At 66.1% G+C, this 16583-nt stretch carries 14 protein-coding genes; 8 read left to right on the plus strand and 6 right to left on the minus strand.

All coding sequences use genetic code 11. The features are described 5' to 3' along the window. Positions 1-46 precede the first annotated feature (46 nt). Positions 47-553: a YbaB/EbfC family DNA-binding protein gene (locus PKKP23_RS12125; RefSeq protein ID WP_240658942.1), complete on the plus strand. Its 507-nt coding sequence runs from the start codon at positions 47-49 to the stop codon at positions 551-553. 144 nt (positions 554-697) lie between these two features. Here the strand turns inward: PKKP23_RS12125 and acnB are convergent, their stop codons facing one another. After that, positions 698-3283: a bifunctional aconitate hydratase 2/2-methylisocitrate dehydratase gene (gene acnB, locus PKKP23_RS12130; protein WP_017775119.1), complete on the minus strand. Its 2586-nt coding sequence runs from the start codon at positions 3281-3283 to the stop codon at positions 698-700. 181 nt (positions 3284-3464) lie between these two features. Next, positions 3465-4904: a sigma-54 interaction domain-containing protein gene (locus PKKP23_RS12135; protein WP_240658944.1), complete on the minus strand. Its 1440-nt coding sequence runs from the start codon at positions 4902-4904 to the stop codon at positions 3465-3467. A gap of 314 nt (positions 4905-5218) precedes the next feature. On the opposite strand from PKKP23_RS12135, the gene PKKP23_RS12140 reads away from it, so the two are divergent. From PKKP23_RS12140 to PKKP23_RS12165, 6 genes are all read left to right on the plus strand, one after another. Next, positions 5219-6100 (plus strand): MBL fold metallo-hydrolase, encoded by an 882-nt coding sequence (locus tag PKKP23_RS12140; RefSeq protein ID WP_017775121.1) that lies wholly within the window; start codon positions 5219-5221, stop codon positions 6098-6100. Between the two features lie 51 nt (positions 6101-6151). Beyond that, the gene (locus PKKP23_RS12145; protein WP_126877063.1) at positions 6152-7807 is read left to right on the plus strand and encodes a bifunctional protein tyrosine phosphatase family protein/NAD(P)/FAD-dependent oxidoreductase; all 1656 of its coding nucleotides are present in this window, start codon (positions 6152-6154) and stop codon (positions 7805-7807) included. Positions 7808-7844: 37 nt separating this feature from the next. Beyond that, entirely contained in the window at positions 7845-8648 is an 804-nt protein-coding gene (locus PKKP23_RS12150; protein WP_017775123.1) for a sulfite exporter TauE/SafE family protein, read from the plus strand. Positions 8649-8759: 111 nt separating this feature from the next. Then, positions 8760-9500, plus strand: coding sequence for a c-type cytochrome (locus tag PKKP23_RS12155; RefSeq protein ID WP_126877064.1), 741 nt, complete (start codon positions 8760-8762; stop codon positions 9498-9500). 11 nt (positions 9501-9511) lie between these two features. Next, positions 9512-10423 (plus strand): c-type cytochrome, encoded by a 912-nt coding sequence (locus PKKP23_RS12160; RefSeq protein WP_233411398.1) that lies wholly within the window; start codon positions 9512-9514, stop codon positions 10421-10423. Between the two features lie 263 nt (positions 10424-10686). After that, positions 10687-11154: an MEKHLA domain-containing protein gene (locus tag PKKP23_RS12165; protein WP_126877065.1), complete on the plus strand. Its 468-nt coding sequence runs from the start codon at positions 10687-10689 to the stop codon at positions 11152-11154. Between the two features lie 74 nt (positions 11155-11228). On the opposite strand, the gene mhpT is transcribed toward PKKP23_RS12165, so the two are convergent. From mhpT to PKKP23_RS12185, 4 genes are all read right to left on the minus strand, one after another. Then, complete coding sequence (gene mhpT, locus PKKP23_RS12170) at positions 11229-12485, minus strand: 3-(3-hydroxy-phenyl)propionate transporter MhpT (protein WP_126877066.1); 1257 nt, start codon at positions 12483-12485, stop codon at positions 11229-11231. Between the two features lie 273 nt (positions 12486-12758). Next, a complete protein-coding gene (locus tag PKKP23_RS12175) occupies positions 12759-13373 on the minus strand; it encodes a DUF5666 domain-containing protein (RefSeq protein ID WP_017775128.1) in 615 nt (204 codons plus the stop codon). A 75-nt stretch (positions 13374-13448) separates the two neighbouring features. Beyond that, entirely contained in the window at positions 13449-14240 is a 792-nt protein-coding gene (locus PKKP23_RS12180) for a molybdopterin-dependent oxidoreductase (RefSeq protein WP_126877067.1), read from the minus strand. A gap of 2 nt (positions 14241-14242) precedes the next feature. After that, complete coding sequence (locus tag PKKP23_RS12185; RefSeq protein ID WP_126877068.1) at positions 14243-14836, minus strand: cytochrome b/b6 domain-containing protein; 594 nt, start codon at positions 14834-14836, stop codon at positions 14243-14245. A 230-nt stretch (positions 14837-15066) separates the two neighbouring features. Between PKKP23_RS12185 and PKKP23_RS12190 the strand changes: the two genes are divergently transcribed. Further along, positions 15067-16563, plus strand: a complete 1497-nt coding sequence (locus PKKP23_RS12190) for an HD domain-containing phosphohydrolase (RefSeq protein ID WP_126877069.1) — start codon at positions 15067-15069, stop codon at positions 16561-16563. Positions 16564-16583 lie beyond the last annotated feature (20 nt).

The following is a 16583-nucleotide window of genomic DNA, read 5'->3' on the forward strand; positions in this document are numbered from 1 at the left end:
GCGCAGCGCGAGGCATGGAATGGAACGAGAGGACATTGGCGTGTTCATGAAACGACAGCGAAGGGCTGCGTGGCGGGGCCTCATCGAGGCATGCGCCGTGATGGCCTGCGCGTGGCTCACACAGACGCACGCATGTGCGCAGACAGCGGACGCGGCTGCGTCGGTGGCTTCATCGGTACCTTCGTCGGTGCCTCAGGCGTGGCTGCGTTACGCCCAGCTTGTCAGCACGCAGTTCCAGACCTCGCTTGAAGCCGACAACGACGCTTCGAAGCAACTGCATCAGTACCTCGAAGAGCGCATCGTGAACGCAACGGCCGATGCACCGCCGCCTGCCATCGTGGTGCGCGCATGGATCGGCGAGAGCGGCGCGGTGAGCAAGCTCCAGTTCGATTCGCTCGGCAACGACGCAGCCGATGCGGCATTGCGCACGTTGCTGATCCAGCATGTGCTGCCGGAGCCGCCACCGGCCGACATGCTGCAACCGCTACGCGTGCGGCTGCGGCTCGTGGCGAATCCCGAGGCGGGGCCGGAGGCGTCGAGTGCGGCTCGATGAGTGCGCCGAAATCCTTTCCTGATCTTTTCCTGACGCGATCCGGCGCGGCATAAAAAAAGGCGCCGCAGGCTGAATGCCTGCGGCGCCATCTCCATCGCCTATCGCGCTACGACACGAACAACCCGTCGTAGCCCGGCAGCGCGCTTACACCGTCACGGTGTCGGCCACTTCCTTGAAGTCTTCGATCTGGTCGAAGTTCATGTACTTGTAGATCTTGTCGCCGTTGGCGTTGATCACGCCGATGTCGGCCATGTACTCGTCTTTGGTCGGAATCCGGCCAAGGCGCGAGCAGATGGCCGCCAGTTCCGCCGAGCCGAGGTACACGTTCGTGTTCTTGCCCAGACGGTTCGGGAAGTTGCGGGTCGAGGTGGACATGACCGTTGCGCCTTCGCGCACCTGCGCCTGGTTGCCCATGCACAGCGAGCAGCCCGGCATTTCGGTGCGGGCGCCGGCCGTGCCGAACACGCCGTAGTGGCCTTCTTCCGTCAGCTGCTTCTGGTCCATCTTGGTGGGCGGGGCCACCCACAGCTTGACCGGAATGTCGCGCTTGCCTTCCAGCAGCTTCGACGCGGCACGGAAGTGACCGATGTTGGTCATGCACGAGCCGATGAACACTTCGTCGATCTTCGCGCCGGCCACGTCCGAAAGCGTCTTCACGTCGTCCGGATCGTTCGGGCAGGCCACGATCGGTTCGTGAACGTCGGCGAGGTCGATCTCGATGACGGCCGCGTATTCGGCGTCCGCATCCGGTTGCAGCAGTTTCGGGTCGGCCAGCCACTGCTCCATCGCCTTGATGCGGCGCTGCAGGCTGCGCGCGTCCTGGTAGCCCTGGGCGATCATCCACTTCAGCAGCGTGATGTTGCTGTTGAGGTACTCGATGATCGGTTCCTTGTTCAGGCGCACCGAGCAGCCCGCGGCCGAGCGCTCGGCGGATGCATCCGACAGTTCGAACGCCTGCTCGACCTTCAGGTCCGGCAGACCTTCGATTTCGAGAATGCGGCCCGAGAAAATGTTCTTCTTGCCTTGCTTGGCGACCGTCAGCATGCCCTGCTTGATCGCGTAGAGCGGAATCGCGTTGACGAGGTCACGCAGCGTGACGCCCGGCTGCATCTTGCCCTTGAAGCGGACCAGCACCGATTCCGGCATGTCGAGCGGCATCGTGCCCGTGGCGGCGGCGAATGCCACGAGACCCGAACCCGCCGGGAAGCTGATGCCGATCGGGAAGCGCGTGTGCGAGTCGCCGCCCGTGCCCACGGTGTCGGGCAGCAGCATGCGGTTGAGCCACGAGTGGATCACGCCGTCGCCCGGGCGCAGCGCGATGCCGCCGCGCGTGCTGATGAAGTTCGGCAGCGTCTGGTGCGTCTTCACGTCCACGGGCTTCGGATAAGCGGCCGTGTGGCAGAACGACTGCATGACGAGGTCGGCCGAGAAGCCGAGGCACGCCAGGTCTTTCAGTTCGTCGCGCGTCATCGGGCCCGTGGTGTCCTGCGAGCCGACCGAGGTCATCTTCGGTTCGCAGTACGTGCCGGGGCGCACGCCCTGGCCTTCGGGCAGACCGCATGCGCGGCCCACCATCTTCTGGGCGAGCGAGAAGCCCTTGCCGCTGTCGGCCGGCTGATGCGGCAGACGGAACAGCGTGGACGGCGGCAGACCCAGCGCTTCACGCGCCTTGGCCGTGAGGCCGCGGCCGATGATCAGCGGAATGCGGCCGCCGGCGCGCACTTCGTCGAACAGCACGTCGGACTTCACCTGGAATTCGGCAATCACTTCGCCGTTCTTCAGCGCCTTACCTTCGTACGGGCGCAGTTCGACCACGTCGCCCATTTCCATCTTCGAGACGTCGAGTTCGATGGGCAGGGCGCCCGCGTCTTCCATCGTGTTGTAGAAGATCGGAGCGATCTTGCCGCCCAGACACACGCCGCCGAAGCGCTTGTTCGGCACGTAGGGAATGTCTTCGCCCGTGAACCACAGCACCGAGTTGGTAGCCGACTTGCGCGAGGAGCCGGTGCCCACCACGTCGCCCACGTAGGCCACCAGGTGACCCTTTTCCTTCAGCGATTCGATGAACTTGACCGGGCCGCGTTTACCGTCTTCTTCCGGCGTGATGCCGGGGCGCGCGTTCTTCAGCATCGCGAGCGCGTGCATCGGAATGTCCGGGCGGGTGGTGGCGTCCGGCGCCGGCGACAGGTCGTCGGTGTTGGTTTCGCCCGTTACCTTGAAGACGGTGATGGTCAGGCTTTGCGGCACTTCCGGACGGCTCGTGAACCATTCGGCGTCGGCCCAGCTTTGCATCACGGCGCGCGCATTCGCGTTGCCTTTCTCGGCCAGTTCCTGGACGTCGTGGAACTGGTCGAACATCAGGAGGGTTTTCTTCAGCGCGTTGGCGGCGACGGCGCCCACTTCGGCGTCCGAAAGCAGCTCGATCAGCGGGTGGATGTTGTAGCCGCCCAGCATCGTGCCGAGCAGTTCGGTGGCGCGGGTGCGCGAGATCAGCGGGCACGCTGTCTCGCCCTTGGCCACGGCAGCGAGAAAGCCGGCCTTTACGCGGGCGGCTTCGTCCACGCCGGCGGGGACGCGGTGGGTGATCAGGTCGACCAGGGTTTGCTCTTCGCCCGCGGGGGGATTCGTCAGCAATTCCACCAGTTCGGCGGTCTGCTGAGCCGTGAGCGGGAGGGGGGGAATACCGAGCGCGGCGCGAGCGGCCACGTGAGCGCGAAAGTTTTCAAGCATGAGGGCCTGCTGATAGGACGTTTCAGGGGAAGTCTTGCCAGGCGGCTCCGAGGGCTTCCGGGGCACTGTTTCGATGGGGATTTTAGTCTTGGTATGGCGTATCGTCAATTATCTTATATCTTATATAAGACTAATCGGCGAACAGCGGGGCACACGACGGGCGCTCCGGGTGGAAAGGTGTTCAGCCCGCGCCGAGCGACTTGAGCCTGCGGTACAGCGTGCGTTCGCTGATGCCGAGATGCGCGGCCAGTTCGCTGCGCGAGCCGGTGAAAGCGGCGGCCACGCTGGCGAGTTCGGCATCGGACAGCTTGCCGCGCGCAAACCCAGGCGCAGTCGCCGGCACCTGCGGCGGCGCGGCGGGCGTGCGGATGGCGTCGGGCAAGTCTTCCGGACGGATCACGCCGTGGTCCGCCAGAAGGTTGGCGCGCTCCAGCACGTTGCGAAGCTCGCGGATGTTGCCGGGCCATGCATACGCGCAAAGCAGCGCCAGCGCTTCGGGGTCGATCGAGGTGGCGATCGACGTGGTGCGGGCGTCCGCGCCGCGCGCGGATGCAATACGTCGCAGCATGGCCGCGGCGAGCAGCGGGATATCTTCGGCGCGCTCGCGCAGCGCCGGGAGCCGGATCGGAAACGCGCTGATGCGAAAGTACAGGTCCGAGCGAAACTGCCCGTCCGCCAGCATCTGTTCGAGCGGCTTGTGCGTAGCCGCCACGAGCCGGAAGTCGGCGCGCTGCGTTTCGACGCCGCCCACGCGCCGGAACGCGCCCGTTTCGATGAGGCGCAGCAGCTTGACCTGCATCGCGAGCGGCACGTCGCCGATCTCGTCGAGGAACAGCGTGCCGCCCTGCGCCGTTTCCACAAGCCCCGGCTTGCGCGCCGAGGCGCCGGTGAACGAGCCCTTTTCGTAGCCGAACAGCTCGCTCTCGAACAGCGTTTCGGTAATGCCCGAGCAGTCCACCACCACGAACGGCCGGTTCGCGCGCGGGCTCGCCGCGTGCAGCGCATGCGCGAACAGTTCTTTGCCCGTCCCCGATTCGCCCAGCAGCAGCACCGGCAGCATCGACGTTGCGACCCGGTGCAGCTTCGAGATCGCCTCGTTGAACGCGGGCGCGCGCCCTACGAGACCATCGGCATCCGGCTGCGCGGACGCGCTGCGCACGGTCGAAAGACGCTCGACGTACGCGACGATCTGCTGGTGCGCGTCGAAAATGGGCCGCAGTTCCACGTCCACGTGCTCCGGGCCGCGCGGCGTGTGGTGCACGTGCAGGACGCGGTCGGCGCTGCGCGTCGCCGCCGCCCGCTTCATCGGGCAGTGTTCGCCGGCGAGGTCGCAGGGCACTTCGTAGTGGTGCGAGACCTGGTAGCAGCGACGCCCCACGTGCGGCTGCCCCGAGATACCGAATTGCTTCTGGTAGGCGCTGTTGGCCGCGAGAATCCGGTACTCCGGATCGAGCACGATGGCCGGCTGCGCGTCGTATTCCAGGTAGCCGACGAGCGCCGCAACCTCCGGCGAGCCGGGCTGGCCGGGCGCGGCGCTGCCAGGCTCGGCACCTCCGGGTTCGGCACCTCCGGGCGAATCCACGTGGGCCGTGGACGACGAGGCGGAAAGGGAAAGGGGCATGGCGGCACTCCGTGGCGGGGTGGACGCCACTATACGCGGCAACTGCCATGTCTGCCATTCACTGCCACAAACTGCCATCGAGTGCCATTTGGCAGTTCCGGGCAGGTCATGACGGTTCGCCTGCCGCGCACACGGGGGCTTTCACTACCTCGAACAGCGCAATAGAGGCGCAGATAATTGGTTAAAAATCAGCGGCTTGATGTCGCGCGGCAAATCAGGGCGAACGCCTGGCACGAACCTTGTCTAGGCTCTCGCGCAGTTTGCCGGACACCGGCGAAGTGCCGCGAACCCGTCCGTCAACTGGAGCCCCCGCCATGACCCCCAGCACGTTTGCTGTCGAAGGATTCTTCGACCCCGCCACCTGGACCATCAGCTACCTGCTGCTCGACCGTGAGACGAAAGACTGCGCGCTGATCGACAGCGTGCTCGATTACGACCCGAAGTCCGGCCGCACGCGCACCGACTCCGCCGACCGCCTCATCGCGCGCGTCGAGGCGCTTGGCGCGCGCGTGCAGTGGCTGCTGGAAACCCACGTGCATGCCGACCATCTCTCCGCGGCCCCGTATCTGAAGGCCCGGCTGGGCGGCCAGATCGCGATTGGCGAGCAGGTCAAGACGGTGCAGCAGGTGTTCGGCAAGCTGTTTAATGCCGGCCCCGGCTTCGCTGTGGACGGTTCGCAGTTCGACCGGCTGTTTGCCGACGGCGAAACCTTCGAGGTGGGGCGCGTGCAGCTGCGCGCGCTACACACGCCGGGCCACACGCCCGCCTGCATGACCTACCTCGTGAGCGACGGCGACGACCACGCCGCGTTTGTGGGCGACACGCTCTTCATGCCCGACTACGGCACCGCGCGCTGCGACTTCCCGGGCGGCGACGCGTCCACGCTGTTCCGCTCGATCCATCGCATCCTGAGCCTGCCGCCGCAAACGCGGCTCTACATGTGCCACGACTATCAGCCGGGCGGCCGTCCGCTGCGCTACGAAAGCACGGTTGCCGAGCAGCGCGAGCACAACATCCACGTGCATGAAGGCACCACCGAGCAGGCGTTCGTCGAAATGCGCCACGCGCGCGACGCGAAGCTCGACATGCCCGTGCTGATCCTGCCTTCGGTGCAGGTCAACATGCGCGCCGGCCATCTGCCGGAGCCGGAAAGCAACGGCGTGTCGTACATCAAGATTCCGCTCAACGTGTTGTGAGGCGCGGCGGGCATCGGCTAACTCATTAACGAAGACAGCGAAGAGACAGTCATGGACATCAAAAAACTCAGCGACGCCGTCGCCGTATCGCCGCAGGTGCACGTGGCGGATCTGCCAGCGCTGCGCGCGGCCGGATATCGCACGGTGATCTGCAACCGCCCCGACGGCGAGGGCGCGGACCAGCCCACCTTTGTGGAGATCGAGTCGGCCGCCCGCAAGGAAGGCATCGCCGCGTACTACCTGCCCGTGGAGTCGGGCAAGGTCAACGACCGCGAGGCCGCGCAGTTCGGTAAATTGCTGCAGACGGTGCCGGGGCCGGTGCTCGCGTATTGCCGCAGCGGCATGCGCTCGGCGTCGCTGTGGGCGCTCTCGGGCGCATCCGGCTATTCGTTCGGCCAGATCGTTGCGGCCGGCAGGGCAGCGGGCTACGACCTCGGCGCCCTGGCCAGCCGCCTCGGCGACAGCGGCGTAGGCGCTGAAAAGTGCTACGACGTCGTCATCGTCGGCGCCGGTGCGGCCGGTGTGGCGACGGCATCCAGCCTGCTCGCGCGCGACGCGCATCTCGACATCGCCGTGATCGATCCCGCCGACATTCACTATTACCAGCCCGGCTGGACGATGGTGGGCGCGGGCGTGTTCAAGCCCGAGACCACCGCGCGCCGCATGGTCGATGTGCTGCCGCATCAGGTGCATTGGATCAAGGCGGCGGTCGCGGCGTTCGAACCGGAAAACGACGCCGTGGTGCTGGAGGGCTGCCGCAAGATCCGCTATCGGCAACTGGTGGTCTGCGCGGGACTGAAGCTGGACTGGAACGCGATCGAGGGCTTGCCGCAGACGCTCGGCAGCAACGGCGTGACCTCGAATTACCGCTACGACCTGGCGCCGTACACGTGGCAGCTCGTGCAGCAACTGAAGCGGGGCCGCGCGCTCTTCACGCAGCCGCCCATGCCGATCAAGTGCGCCGGCGCGCCGCAGAAGGCGATGTACATGTCGTCCGATCACTGGCTGCGCTCGGGCCGGCTCGAGCAGATCGAGGTCGAGTTCTTCAATGCCGGCGCGGTGCTGTTCGGCGTGCCCGACTACGTTCCGGCGTTGATGAAGTACGTCGAGCGCTACGACATCGGGCTCAATTTCGGTCTCAACCTGAGTGCCATCGACGGCCCGGGAAAGCGCGCGATGTTCACGCGCGCGCTGCCGGGCGGTGAAACCGAACAAGTCGAAACGACGTTCGACATGATCCACGTCGTGCCGCCGCAAAAGGCGCCCGACTTCATCCGGTCGAGCCCGCTCGCCGACGCGGCGGGCTGGGTGGACGTGGACCCGGCCACGCTGCGGCACAAGCGCTACGGCAACGTCTTCGGCCTTGGCGACACGACCAACACGACGAACGCGAAGACCGCCGCGGCTGCGCGCAAGCAGGCGCCCGTGGTCGCGCACAACGTGCTGGCCGCGCTGCGCGGGCGGCAGGAACTGGCGAACTACGACGGCTACGGCTCGTGCCCGCTCACCGTGGAGCGCGGCAAGATCGTGCTCGCCGAATTCCTCTACGGCGGCAAGGTGGCGCCTACGTTCCCGAAGTGGCTGATCGACGGCACGCAACCGTCGCGGCTCGCGTGGCTGCTCAAGGACCGCATCCTGCCGCCGCTCTACTGGCGCGGCATGTTGAAGGGCCACGAATGGCTCGCGCATCCGCGGCTGGCCGACTGAGCAGCCAGCCGTTCTTCATGATTGTTCCGGGATCCTGATGGTTATTTCGTTGATTCTTGGCGCGATGGTGGGTGCCGTGCTTGGCTTGACCGGCGCGGGCGGCGGCATTCTCGCCGTGCCTGCGCTCGTGTTCGGCATGGGCTGGCCGATCCAGCAGGCGACCCCCGTGGCGCTCGTGGCCGTGGCGGGCAGTGCGGCGGTGGGTGCGCTGGAGGCCTTTCGCAAAGGGCTCGTGCGCTATCGCGCCGCGTTCTTCATGGCGGCACTCGGCGTTCCGGCTACGGCGGTGGGCGCGCGTCTTGCCCACGCGCTGCCGCAACGTCTGCTGCTCGCGGTGTTCGCGCTCGTGATGCTCGTGGTCGCGGTGCGCCTGCTGCGTCAGACGCTTGCGCACGGCAATTCGCCGCCGCCCGACTCGGCACTCTGCGTGGCGCACGTCAACCCGGCGACCGGCCGCCTCGTATGGTCGTGGACGACGGGTGCCGCGCTCGCCGCTGTCGGCGCTGTGACCGGGCTGATGACGGGACTGCTCGGCGTCGGCGGCGGCTTCGTCATCGTGCCGATGATGCGCAAGCTCACCGACGTTTCCATGCACGGGATCGTGGCCACCTCGCTGATGGTGATCACGCTGGTGGGCGGGGGCGGCGTTATCACGACGATGCGCCATGGCGCACCGCTGCCGCTCGACGTGGTGCTGTGGTTCAGCCTTGCGACGGCGGCCGGCATGGTGGCGGCCCGCATCGTGTCGCATCGCCTCTCGGGGCGGCACGTGCAGTTCGGCTTTGCCGCCATCCTCATCGCCGTGGCGTTGGGGCTGGTGGCGAAGGCCGCGTTTTACTGATCGTCACGAACGCGCTTCTGCGAGGAGGCAGAAGCGCCTTGAAGGCAGCAACAGGCGCGAGTGCAGTAGCGGCAAAGACCGACAACAAACAGCACGAGACGAGGAGACAGGATGAGACGCACGATCACGCTTTGGGCGTTATCGGCGGCGGTGGCGTTCGCGTTCGTATCGCACGAGGCGAGCGCCACTGGCACCGACACACGTACCGATAAACCCACCGACACCACACCACAATCGCCGCTTGGCTGGACGATCGCAACGAGAGGCACGGCCAAGGGCATCCCCGCATGCATCAGCTGTCACGGTGCGCATGGAGAAGGCAATGCAGCCGCAGGCTTTCCGCGGCTTGCCGGCGCCGGCGAGGACTATCTCGACGCGCAGCTCGCCGCATTTGCCGACGGCAGCCGTCCCAGTACCGTCATGCAACCGTTCGCACGCCTCATGTCGAAGGAGGGCAGAACGGCTGTTGCGCGCTATTTCAGCCGTCTTCCCGCACCTGAAACCGCGCGCCGAACCGATACCGCTGACGCCGCGCCATCCGATACCGGCGCGTGGCTCGCCACACGCGGGCGCGGTCAACAAGGGCTGCCTGCATGCGCGCAATGTCACGGGCCGGGCGGGGCGGGCGTAGGCAGCGCGTTTCCTCCGCTCGCAGGTCAGCCTGCCGCATACATCACGGCGCAACTGCACGCATGGAAGACCGGCAAGCGCCCGCCGGGTCCAATGGCGTTGATGCCGAACGTCGCGAGCAAGCTGTCGGATGCCGACATCGATGCCGTTGCCCGCTATTACAGCGAACAACCTGGTGAACAACCCACCCAACAAGCGTCGGCCACGACCAGCGCGAAATGACGGAGACGAGCATGAGGCGAATCTGTAGAACCTTCGTCACGCTGACGGTGTTCGCCGTCGCCATGGCCTGTGGCCCGCATGCGGCTCGTGCCGCGGATACAGTCCACGCGCCCGAGGCGCGGCCTGCTCAACCTTTTCAACCGCCACCCGAAGCCGACATGCCCGGCGGCGAATTCGGCAAGACGGTGAAACTGGGCGAGCAGATCTTCCTGCACACCGGCCAGTTCGCGGGCAAATACGTGGGCAACTCGCTCAACTGCGTGAACTGCCATCTCGATGCGGGGCGCAAGGCGAACGCGAGCCCGCTGTGGGGCGCTTACGTTTCGTACCCGGCTTACCGAAGCAAGGACGGCCGTGTGAACACGCTGGCCGAGCGGATGCAGGGCTGCTTTCGCTACAGCATGAACGGCAAGGCGCCGCCGCCCGGAGACCCGGTGCTCGTGGCGCTCGAAAGCTACGCGTACTGGCTCGCCAAGGGCGCGCCGGTCGGGGAGAAGATTGCCGGGCGCGGCTATCCGAAGCTCGCGCCGCCAGCGCAGAAGGCCGACTATGGGCGTGGCGCGCAGGTCTACGCGCAGCACTGCGCGTTGTGTCACGGAGCGGACGGTCAAGGGCAAAGCAGCGACGGAAAGACCGTCTTTCCTCCACTGTGGGGTAGCCGCTCTTTCAACTGGGGAGCGGGCATGCACGAGATCCAGAACGCGGCGGGATTCATCAAGGCAAACATGCCGTTGAGCCTTGGCGGCACACTTACCGATCAACAGGCATGGGACGTCGCGCGCTTCATGGACAGTCACGAGCGCCCGCAGGATCCGCGCTTCAAGGGTTCGGTCGAAGAGACGCGTAAGGCATTTCACGACTCGCCCAATTCCATGTATGGCGTGACCGTGGAGGGGCACGTGTTGGGTACGGGGAGTCGATGAGGTGGTGAGGCGGTGAAGTGGTGAGGCGGTGAAGTGGTGAGGCGGGCAAAGCCTGAAGGCGGCTGCCCGCCGCGTGCGGCACGCAGGAACGACGGGTGCCGGCGTCTGCGCTGTTTTCGACCTCAAAACGGCTTTTCCCATACACTCGACGGCGGCCATTTCGGACGCGCCGCCTTTGCGCCGGCGCTCCCCGGAGTCATGTGCCATGCGCCCTGAGCCGTGCCCCCTTCCGCGTACGCACCCGATTGCAGGAGCCTTCCCCGATGTCGTTGAGCACCGATGCAGACTTCTTCCGCCTTCTCGCCGGCAGTTACCAGCGTCTTCTCGGTCAACCCCTCGTTCCCGACGGTATGAGCGCCTCCGAAGGCGCGGCGTGGCTGTACGCCGCGGCGCCGTTCGGCATTCTTGCGCACAACGCGCAAGCCGACCCCGTGTTCGTCTACGGCAACCAGCGTGCGCAGGCGATTTTCGGATACGACTGGGACGAACTCACGACGCTGCCTTCGCGTCTTTCGGCGGAACCCGTGGAGCGTAGCGAACGGCAGGCATTCCTCGACCAGGTGACCCGCGACGGTTTCGTGTCGGGCTACCGCGGCGTGCGCATTACCAAAGCGGGCGTGCGCTTCTGGATCGAACATGCGACCGTGTGGCAACTCACGGATTCGGCCGGGAACTATCGCGGCCAGGCCGCGATGATCCCGGAGGTGCGGGCCATCGACGGGGCCGCGTAGGTATTGGCATTCGAATCAGGACGGCGAGCCGATGAGGCCTTTGGAGGCCCCACCTCCGCACAGCGTGCGCCCCTTCACGCGCGCTGGGCACCCAGTGCGCCGCGCTGCACGAACGACCCCGCGACGCTGAGTGCGGCGGCCGCCGCGATGACGACGAGCGGAATGCTCGCGCCCACCAGCATCGACGGGCTCTGGCCGAGCGCGAAAAGCTGCCCTGCCACGAGCGGCCCGAGAATCGAGCCGAGACGACCCACCGCGACGGCTGCGCCCACGCCCGTGCCGCGCACCTCGGTCGGGTAGGCGTGACCCGCGAGCGCGTACAGCACCGACTGGCCGCCCACGATGAAGAATCCGCAGAGCAGGCCGCCCACGGCGGTGGAACTTGCCCCGCTCGCGCTCGCGAGCACGCCGAGCGCTGCCACGATGCCGACGTACATGCCGATCACCGTGCCGCGCCGGCCGAAGCGGTCCATGATCGTCGCGATTGCAACCGCCCCTACGCCGCCACCGATGTTGAACATCATCAGCACGAGATTGGACTGCACGCGCGAGAGGCCGCGCGCAAGCACCATGGAGGGCAGCCAGTTCATCAGGAAGTACAGCACGATCAGGGTGCCCAGGTAGCTGATCCACAGCGCGATCGTGGTTCGCGCGCGGCCCTGGCGCCAGAGCGCTTCCGTCACGCCCGGCGTGCCTTGCTTCGTCGCCGCCGAAACCTTCGACGCTTTCGCCGCCATGAACTGCTGCGACTCGCGCAGGAACAGGCCCAGCAGCGGCACCATGACGATGGGCCCAAGGCCGCCGACGTAGAACACATGGCGCCAGCTCGCGTCTGCCGTACCCAGCATGCCGATGACGGCTGCAATGGCGGCGCCGAACGGCATCCCGCAGTACATCGCGCCCACGGCGGTGCTGCGCTGCTGCGACCCCGCGGCTTCCGAACACAGCGCAATCAGGTTAGGCATGGCCGCGCCGAGGCCAAGGCCCGTGAAGAGGCGCGCGACGAGCAGACTTTCGAAATTCCAGACGGCTGTGGTGGCGAGCGAGAACAATCCGAACAGCGCCACCGACCACATGAGCACGCGCTTGCGGCCGAAGCGGTCCGCCAGCCGGCCGCCCAACGCAGCGCCCGGCAGCAGCCCGATGGCGCCGGCACTGAACGCCCAGCCCATCTGCGCCACGGCGAGATGGAACTCCTTGGCCATGCGGGGTCCGGCTACGCCGGCGGATTGCAGATCCAACCCTTCGAGCAACGCGATCGCCAGACACAGTGCGACCGTTCCCTTGCTGATCGTGCCGCCTTCTTCGGCACGAAGGTTTCGTGACGTCATAAAAAGTCTCCAGATATAGTCGTGAGCCGCTCTTCCGGCGGCTGGATGGAGCGATGCCGTGTATCGCCGAGGGGCGATGCGCGGCGCGCAGGGGCGACGGCTGCAAACCGAAACCCGTCACGGAGGGGCGGACGTTTTGCCACAGCCCCGTGATTGGAGCCGAGTCTAGGACGTGGCCCGCTGTGCACTCAACCTTTTCCTGGAAATGTGCATCTCGTGCACACGATTGATTCCTTTGACTTTTTTGACGCCACTTGGCTGCAGCCGCCAGGCTCACATCGGAGGCGCGACGCCGTCCTTCTCCACGACGATCTGATTGCCGCTGTAGGCGCCGCCCTTTGCCTGCGTGGCAATCACGAAAACGTGCTTGCCCTTCGTCAGTTCGTCGCGCGTGGCGGGAATGAGTGTGACGACCGGCGCGGTGGTCGGCACGGTGATGGTGTTGGTGCCGCCCTTGTATGAAAGCTTGAGTTCGCGGCCGCTGGTGGCTTGCACGACCGTGTCGACGTTCGCGTTCGTCATCGAGCTATTCGCGCCGAGGTCCCACGCGTAGTGACCTTCCCCCGCGCCTCGCGCCGCTTCGGGAAACACGAGCACCTCTTTCGCGACGAGCTTGCCGTCTTCGCCGGGCGTCGCTGCCGCGCCGACGTAGCTACCGGGCTTGATATCCGCGAGTTGTACGGCCTTCACGGCGTTGACGTGCGTCGCGTCTTTGAGGTCGATGCTGACCGTGTCGCCGCTGCGGCGGTGTACCACCAACGTGCTGCCCGAGAACGACTCGATCGTGCCTCTGATGCGTTCGGGTTTATCGGCGGAAGACTGCGCGAACGCGGCTTCGGCCACGGTCAGCATGAGTAACGAAACGGCGAGAGTGCGGCGGATGGACATGAAAACTCCTGATGCAATGAACAAAGGTGACGGTTGACGTCGAAGCGGGCGGACCCGGGAACCTGCTGCGCTGGCTCAGGACCCTCCAAACCAGTTGTAGCCCTGGTTCTCCCAATATCCGCCCGGAAATTCGTTCGTGACGGTGATGGCCACGATGTGTTTGGGGTTCTTGTAGCCGAGCTTGGTGGGGATGCGAAGCTTCATCGGGAAGCCGTACTTCGCGGGCAGCGTGTTGCCGTCCCAGGTCAGCGTGAGCAGCGTCTGCGGGTGAAGCGCAGTGGGCATGTCGATGCTGGTCCAGTAGCCGTCGGCGCAGTGAAAGGCCACGTACTTCGCCGCGGTGTCCGCTTCGGCCCGCGACAGGAAATAGGAAAACGGCACACCGCCCCATTTGCCGATGGCACTCCAGCCTTCGATGCAGATATGTCGCGTCACTTGGCTTCGTTGCGGCAACGCGCCCAGTTCGGCGAGACTCCAGACGGATTTGCCTTTAACCCGCCCCGTCAGCTTGAGGCGATACGTTTCAGCATCGACCTCCGGCACCTGATCGATGTCGTAGTAGGCGTTGAACGGGAACGGACGCGTAATCATCGACTCCGGGTAGGTCGGCGCGAGCGTGTGCGGATCGAACAGCAAGGCCTGCGCCTCGTCGTTCAACCGCGACACGCGACGCAGGAGGGTTTCCACCGCGTTGCCGGATTTCAGTTCGCAACCTGAGAGCAGCATCAACCCACCGAGCGAGAGCATTCTTCGGCCGAAGAGCCGCCGCGCAGGCGACCCGAGTTCGCGTTGGGCCTCTTTGATGATGGCGGCCGCATCCGGCGCATAAACGGAAGCGGGCGACGCGTTGTTTTTCAGGTTACCCATGCTCAGCGCCCCCGAATCATCGTCAGCAGAGAACGCGGAACGATGGCGACCATCGTCACGTGTACGACAAAGAAGCCGACAAGCCCGCTCATTGCCGCGAAGTGCACCACGCGTGCGTTGTCGAATCCGCCCATCAGGCTGCTCAAGAGCGGCAACTGCACGGGCTTCCAGACAGCGAGACCGGACAGCACGACAAGCGCGATGTCCGCAATGACGAGCAGATACGCGAGCTTCTGCACGGCGTTGTAGCGGCCCAGGTGGTCGTGCGCGAGTTGGCCGCGCAGGGCGGCAAGGAGGTCCGCCCCCAAGGCGCGGACCGTGAGCGGAAACAGCGTCCGGCGCAAGCGTCCCGTTGCAATACCGATCGCGAGCCAGGCCAGAAAGTTGGCGACCAGCACCCACATGATCGCGAAGTGCCAGAGCAGCGCGCCTCCCAGCCAGCCGCCCAGCGTGATGGCTGGGGCAAACCTGATGGCATGAAAAATGGGGGACGCGTTGTAGACCTGCCAGCCGCTCATGCACATGCCGATCACGCAGACGGCGTTGATCCAGTGGAAGAGGCGAACGTAGGCGGGATGGATGAGATCGCGGTTCAAGGCAGCCCCAAGGGCGATAACGGTGGGTTGAAGCTGCGGTAAACGGCAGCGAGGCACGGAATATTCCGGTTCCGCGGCATGGGGCCCGTCGCGCCGACGCAGCGACCGGAACTCGATGAGCGACAGAATCTCACCTCGTCGGGCCGCACAACATCGGTCAAATGACCGATCTTGCGTGCGCGCCGCGTCGCGTATGATCGGGCGCAGTTCCACCCCACTTCTTGTGATCCATGCCGACGTTCGACCCGCAAACAAGCTCGCCCCCGCTGCGCGTATTCGATTGCGTGAGAGCGCTCGCCTTCATTGGCGACCTGAGCATGGGCCAGCCGACCGACCATTCGCTGCGCACCGGATGGCTGGCGGAGCGCCTGGCGCACGCGGCGGGACTCGATGCATGGGCGTGCGATACGGTTCGTGAAGTGTCGCTGCTGCGCTGGTCGGGTTGCACGGCGAACGCAGCGGGCTTTGCGGACGTGTTCGGCGACGACATCGCGATTCGCCTCGCGATGCTCGAAGGCCGGTCAGGCTGGGCCGAGCGGCTCGAAGCATCGGGCGGCGCCGGTGCCGTGATGCTGCCGCTTGCGCAAATCCACTGCGAGGTGTCGGGCGAGGTTGCGCGCATGCTGGGTCTTTCGAGCGTGACGGAAACCGCGCTGCGTCACATCTTCGAGACATGGGACGGCGCGGGCCTGCCGGGGCGTGTTGCGCGCGAGAGGGTGCCCATGCCGGTGTTCGTCGTGGCGCTTGCGGGAGACCTCGAGATTTTCGGCCGCACGTATGGCATCGAGCAGGCGCTCGGGCTGATCGGTCAACGGTCTGGTGCGCGATATCCGGCGCGCCTCGTCGAGACCGCGGCACGTCAGGCGGCCGGCTGGCTGGCAGAACTGGAGCGCGCGTCGCTCACCGATTTCGACGCTGCGCTGATGACGTCCGATATGGAGCAGACCACGTCGGCTGAACTCATTGCCGACGTGATCGATCTGAAACTGCCGTGGATGACGGGATTTTCGCGCACGGTCGCGTCCACCGCGGCGGCGTGTTGCGCCCGGCTCACGCCGGACAAAGCCGCGCATGCGCGTGTTTATCGGGCGGGATTGCTGCACGGCATCGGCAGGGCCGCCGTGCCCAACAGCGTGTGGAACATGGCGACGCCTTTGCCCGCGAGTGCCTGGGAAAAGGTGCGGCTGGTGCCCTATTGGACGGCGCGCGCCGGCAAGCAGACCGGCGCGCTTGGCGAAGCCGCAGAACTGGCGTCGTATGCCTATGAACGGGAGGACGGTTCGGGATATTTCCGCGGCGCGAGCGGGCAGGCGTTGACGCTGGAGGCTCGCGTGCTGGCGGCATCGGTGGCATGGGTCGCGTTGCGCTCGGCGCGGCCCTGGCGCGCGGCACTCGGCGCCGATGCCGCCGCGCAAATGCTGCGCTATGAGGTGGCGGCCGGCAGATTGAGCGACGACATTGTCGACGCGCTGGTGACGGAGGAGGCGCCCGTCGTCCGGCGGCCCCTGCGGTACGCGAGAGGTGGGCAACACGGCCCGCAGCTCTCGCCCCGCGAGATCGACGTGCTGCGCGTGATCTCGCGCGGCGCGAGCAACAAGGAAGCTGCGCGCGAGTTGACGATGAGTCCGAGCACGGTGCGCACTCACGTCGAAAACGTGTTTCGCAAGCTCGAATGCTCCACGCGCGCGGCGGCCACGCTCAAGGCGTCGGCGATGGGTTTGCTTTAGCCCGCTTCGCACAGCCGTCG

The sequence above is a fragment of the Paraburkholderia kururiensis JCM 10599 = LMG 19447 genome, assembly GCF_003986935.1.
In the GTDB taxonomy this organism is placed as follows: Bacteria; Pseudomonadota; Gammaproteobacteria; order Burkholderiales; family Burkholderiaceae; genus Paraburkholderia; species Paraburkholderia kururiensis.